Origin of the sequence: Ferruginibacter sp. (assembly GCF_031430955.1) — a bacterium.
Lineage (GTDB): Bacteria > Bacteroidota > Bacteroidia > Chitinophagales > Chitinophagaceae > Ferruginibacter.
Map to the genome: position 1 here is coordinate 1 of NZ_JANPCM010000067.1, position 5,232 is coordinate 5,232.

Annotated in this window: 5 protein-coding genes; 3 read left to right on the plus strand and 2 right to left on the minus strand. The window is 35.6% G+C overall.

Annotated elements, in window-relative coordinates; genetic code table 11:
- From ACY65O_RS01870 to ACY65O_RS01880, 3 genes are all read left to right on the plus strand, one after another.
- Positions 1 to 447: tRNA-guanine transglycosylase (locus tag ACY65O_RS01870; protein WP_462219152.1), on the plus strand; the 447-nt coding region annotated here is incomplete at its 5' end.
- Between the two features lie 278 nt (positions 448 to 725).
- The gene (locus tag ACY65O_RS01875; protein ID WP_462219153.1) at positions 726 to 1,268 is read left to right on the plus strand and encodes a hypothetical protein; all 543 of its coding nucleotides are present in this window, start codon (positions 726 to 728) and stop codon (positions 1,266 to 1,268) included.
- Positions 1,269 to 1,523: 255 nt separating this feature from the next.
- Positions 1,524 to 2,237 (plus strand): OmpA family protein, encoded by a 714-nt coding sequence (locus ACY65O_RS01880; RefSeq protein WP_462219154.1) that lies wholly within the window; start codon positions 1,524 to 1,526, stop codon positions 2,235 to 2,237.
- Positions 2,238 to 2,387: 150 nt separating this feature from the next.
- Here ACY65O_RS01880 and rpsA read toward each other — a convergent pair whose 3' ends face one another.
- Positions 2,388 to 4,334 carry a 30S ribosomal protein S1 gene (gene rpsA / locus ACY65O_RS01885; RefSeq protein ID WP_462219155.1) on the minus strand — a complete coding sequence of 649 codons (1,947 nt, stop codon included), beginning with the start codon at positions 4,332 to 4,334 and terminating at the stop codon, positions 2,388 to 2,390.
- Between the two features lie 205 nt (positions 4,335 to 4,539).
- Positions 4,540 to 5,232: T9SS type A sorting domain-containing protein (locus tag ACY65O_RS01890; RefSeq protein ID WP_462219156.1), on the minus strand; the 693-nt coding region annotated here is incomplete at its 5' end.

The window sequence follows — 5,232 nt, forward strand, 5'->3', positions numbered from 1 at the left end:
GAAATGATGTACGAATACACCGAACTGTGCTGCGATATTTTGCCTGACAATAAACCACGTTACTTAATGGGTGTGGGTACGCCCTGGAATATTTTAGAGTGTATTGCTTTAGGTATAGATATGTTTGATTGTGTAATGCCCACCCGTAACGGCCGTAACGCCATGCTCTTTACATCAAACGGTATTATTAATATTGACAACAAAAAATGGGAAAAAGATTTTTCTGTAATTGATGACGGTATTGATTGCCCGGTAAGTAATTTTTACAGCAAGGCTTACCTGCGTCATTTAATGAAGGCGAAAGAATTTTTGGGCCTTACTATCGCAAGTGTACACAACCTGGCATTTTATTTATGGCTGGTTACCGAAGCCCGTAAACATATTATCGCCGGTGATTTTAATAGTTGGAAAAATGAAATGGTGGTGAGGTTGCAGACGAGGTTGTAGTTTTTGAAGCATGGGCAGCAATGCAAAGTTGAAAATCAGTTTCGGGCTTTTCAATCCGGGCTATGCTCAGCAATAAGATTTTGTTGGGCATTAATGAAGTTTTTGTTATAAAATATTTAATACAAAACTTATTTTTTTTATAGTAATTTAATTCAGCATTTTAAAATATCATTTGTAAATTTAAAGGATGTAATCAACTCTTTTGAAAAAAAATACCGAAGATTCTAATTGCACTTTGCCTGAATATCTGATCACTAGCCTTATATAGTCAGGATAAATTGCAGGTTTATAAAGCAAAAGCTGATTCAATTATCGCTGAAAGAATGGTTAATTCTTTAGCAAATAAAGTTAAACTGGTTGATCTTTTTGTTTCATTTCCTGATTCTACTAAATCTTGTTTTTTAGAATATAAATCAAACAAAGACAAGAAAATAAAATTTAGAACTGTTTCATTTTTTTTCGAGTTGTATTCTTCCTCACTCGATTATTCGTTTAGATTTCCCATTATAGTTACTAAAGACAAAAGTTTAGAATCGGATCTGCCGTTTTTTGAAGGCATTCCAAAATGTGTAATAGAAAATAAATCATGCAATTTTATTACAAAGGATAATGCTATAAGAATAGCGATCAATGATTCGATATTATATCAGGACAATCTTAAGGTAATTCTTATTCCGGAAAACAAAAAGGATGTTTATTATTGGGAAGTTTCAGGAAGTCCTAAAATTCACAAAAAAAATAAACCTAAGTCAATAAATATAGTTCATAGGCAAAGAAGAATAATAAATACAATTTCAGGAGTCATAATTCGGCGAAACTAGTGTAGCAATTTCGGAAAAAGTATGAGGAACAATTAAAACAATTGCTAAATTCTAATATGTTTTTTAACTGATTTTAAACCTTCGCAACCATATTAATTTCCTCAGCGTCTTGCCCTAACAAAAACCACAACCTTGTTAAAAAATATATTTTACCAATCTTTCCAGTAGCCAGTTACCTAAATTTAACCCCCTCTGGCACAATAATTGAAAACTAAAGAAGTTATTTATCTTTAACCACCCGATTAAACAAAAACAATGATGAAACACTACATTTTTTATTTACTGATAACTATTACTTTACCCTTTGCGGCAGTAAGTCAAAACGGCACTGTACAAAATGCCAATACCCCAAAAGATGCCCAGGTAAATGTTACCATGACGGATTTTAAAAAGAATGTGCTTAACAATGAAATTGTTGTATTTAAGAGTAAACTAAATGGTAAAGAATTTCAGGGCTTAACCGATGATGCAGGAAGATTTTCTGTAAGGCTGCCCTCCGGAGATACTTATGAAATCTTTATTTTAGGCTTTAAAGATTCTGCCAGTTATAATTTTTTAGAAATACCTGCACTAAAAGGTAATGCCTATTACAAAGAGGCTTTTGTAGTGGATATAGAACATTTACCTGCAAAAAGTTTTGTACTGGAAGATTGTAATTTTGAAACCGGCAAAGCAAATTTAGAAGAAAGCGCTTATGGTGTACTGGATGAATTAGTGGCTTATTTAAACAGAAAAGATGATGAGAAAATTGAGCTGGGTGGCCACACCGATAATGTAGGTACTGCTGCAAAAAATAAGCTGTTATCGCAAGACAGGGCAAATACAGTACGGGCTTATTTATTAACTAAAGGTATTGATCCTTCACGGGTAACTGCAGTAGGGTATGGCATGAGTAAACCGGTTGCCTCTAACGCCACCGCCGATGGTAAAGCACAAAACAGAAGAACTGAGGTAACTATTCTGCAATAATATTTTTTTATAGATTAAGAGAAGAGCTGTTTAAAAAAGCAGCTCTTTTATTTTGCACAGAAATATTGGAACAGAACAAATTTTTTTTTTGCAATAAAAAAATCCCACCGTTGTTACAGTGGGATTTTAAATACAAGAAACTAAATAAAATTATTCGCTCTTAGGTTCTTCTTTAGTTTCAGCTGCTGCAGTATCAGCTGCATCGCTTTCCATTTTAGCTTTTAAATTAGCTAAAACACCTAAATCACCTAATGTTGATTTTTCTACTTTGCTTTGAAGATTTTTAACCGCTTTTTTGGTTACTTCAGCATCGGCTTTCTTTTCTTTAAATTCGGCCTGCTTCACTTCTTCAATAGCCTGCTCCCAAAGGCGGGTATGGCTTAATACAATGCGTTTGTCGTTGCGGTCAAATTCAATTACCATGAACTGTGCAATTTCATCAGCATTAATATTTTTACCATCTTCTTTAGCTAAATGGCGGGCAGGTACAAAACCTTCGAGTCCGTAAGGCAATTGTACTACGGCACCTTTATCATCTTTCTTAATTACAGTAGCTTCATGCACACTGCCAATCGGGAAAGTAGATTCTAAAGTATTCCATGGATCTTCTTCAATTTGCTTATGGCCTAATTGCAGTTTGCGTCCTTCTTTATCAATGTTCATAATTACCACGTCGATAGTTTCGCCAACCTTAGTGTATTCATTAGGATTGTTAAAACGTTTCAACCAGCTTAAATCGCTGATGTGGATCATGCCACCAATACCCGTAGATAATTCAACAAAAACACCGTATGGCGTAATGTTTTTTACTGTGCCTTTATGCCTGCTGTGTTCAGGAAAAACAGTTTCAATAGTGCTCCATGGATCTTCTGTCATTTGTTTGATAGAAAGACTCATTTTACGGGTATCCTTATCAAGAGTTACCACTTTAGCTTCGTACTCGTCGTTAAGTTTAAAAAATTCTTTTGCATTGATAGGAGTGTTAGCCCATGTAATTTCGCTTACATGCACCAAACCTTCCACACCCGGCATAATTTCTAAGAAAGCACCGTAGTCTTCAATGTTCACTACTTTACCTTTTACAATTTCACCTTCTTTTAATCCTTCAGACAAAGTATCCCATGGATGAGGAGTTAATTGTTTTAAACCAAGACTGATACGTTTTTTGTCATCGTCAAAATCTAATACTACTACATTCAGTTTTTGATCCATCTTCAATACTTCCGTAGGATGGTTTATACGTCCCCAAGAAATATCAGTGATGTATAATAAACCGTCTAAGCCGCCAAGGTCAAGAAACGCACCAAAGTCAGTAATGTTTTTGATTGTTCCTTCAAGTACCTGGCCTTTTTCCAGTTTACCCATAATCTCAGCTCTTTGAGCTTCAATATCACTTTCAATAAGCGCTTTATGAGATACAACAGCATTCTTAATGGTCTCATTAATTTTAACCACTTTAAATTCCATTGTTTTATTTACAAACTGGTCGTAATCGGTAACAGGTTTAACGTCAATTTGAGATCCGGGTAAGAAAGTTTCCATACCAAATACATCTACAATTAAACCGCCTTTAGTTTTGCTGGTAACCAAACCGGTAACAATTTCACCAGTTCTGTGTACTTCCATAATTCTTTCCCATGCTCTTGTAGTACGGGCATTTTTACGGCTTAAATGTAAGTTACCTTCCCTGTCTTCTTTCTCAACTACCATTACTTCAATGATATCACCCACTTTTACACCACCGGGAATGTCTCTGAATTCATTCAAAGAAATTAAGCCGTCACTTTTAAAGCCAATGTTTACAACGGCGTCGGTTTTGGTTAATGATTCTACAGTTGCCTGTATCATTTCACCATCATTAATTTGTTTAAACGTATTGTCGTAAACAGTATCATACTTTGATTTTTCATCAGCAGTATAACTTGTTACATTACGTTTATCAACGCTCCAGTCAAAATCATCATGAGCGGTGGCAACGGTTTCAGCAACCGGTGCTTCTACAGGCACGTTTGATATCGCAGCAGTTTCGGCCACATCTTGTGGAGCCGCCCCTTCCTGTGCATCTGCGTTTAGTTGTTTAATAATATTGAAAGACATAAAATAACCCGTGGTTTTTTAAACGGGACGGCAAAGTTAATAAAATATAGCCGATAAAGACGGGTTGATGTTATTCTTTTTTACAGTTGCCAAATTGATGAAAATGAACATGAAAATCAATAGTAATGCTTTAAAATGAGTCAATAAAAAAAGTCCTCCGAAATATTCGGAGGACTAGAAAGTATTAATTAGTATTTACTCAAGTTTATCTTATCACTTCCGCTCTGCCCATTGCAAGTCGGTTGCCTTTTAGATCAACTACTTCAATCCAGTAAACTCCGGTACCATGGTTTCTTAAATCAATATCCATTCTTGCATAAGGATTTGCAATAGAATAGGTTTGAGTCGATATCCTCTCACCCTTAGAATTATAGATATTAATACCACGTGGATACGCAGTGATGTTGGATGAGCTGTTGTATCTAACCTGGAACTGTCCACTATTCGGATTAGGATAGATGAAGACTTTTCCACTTACAGAATCAGATATAGTAACCTGGTTGGATAAATTGGTGCAACCATTTACGTCAGTAACCCTTAATCTGTAATCACCCAGCCCATCTACGTCTACTACCAATGTACTACTGGTAGCATTTGCTACCGTTAAACCATTTCTCAACCACGTATAAGTGCCTGCAGCCGGTGTAACTGTTGAAGAGAGGGTTGTTTTTAAACCAGGTAACACTTTTTGGTAAGGAAGTGCAGTTATAACTATCGTTGGTAAAGGATTAACTGTTAAGAGCCTTTGTGCTGAATTAACAGAACCACAAGGTGCTTTACCGGAAACCACAACACGATATAGATAACCACTCATAGATACTGGCGGTGCAGTTATAGTTAATGTTGCTGTAGTAGCAGTTGAATAAACACCAGCGTTATTTACATTAGAGACTGTATT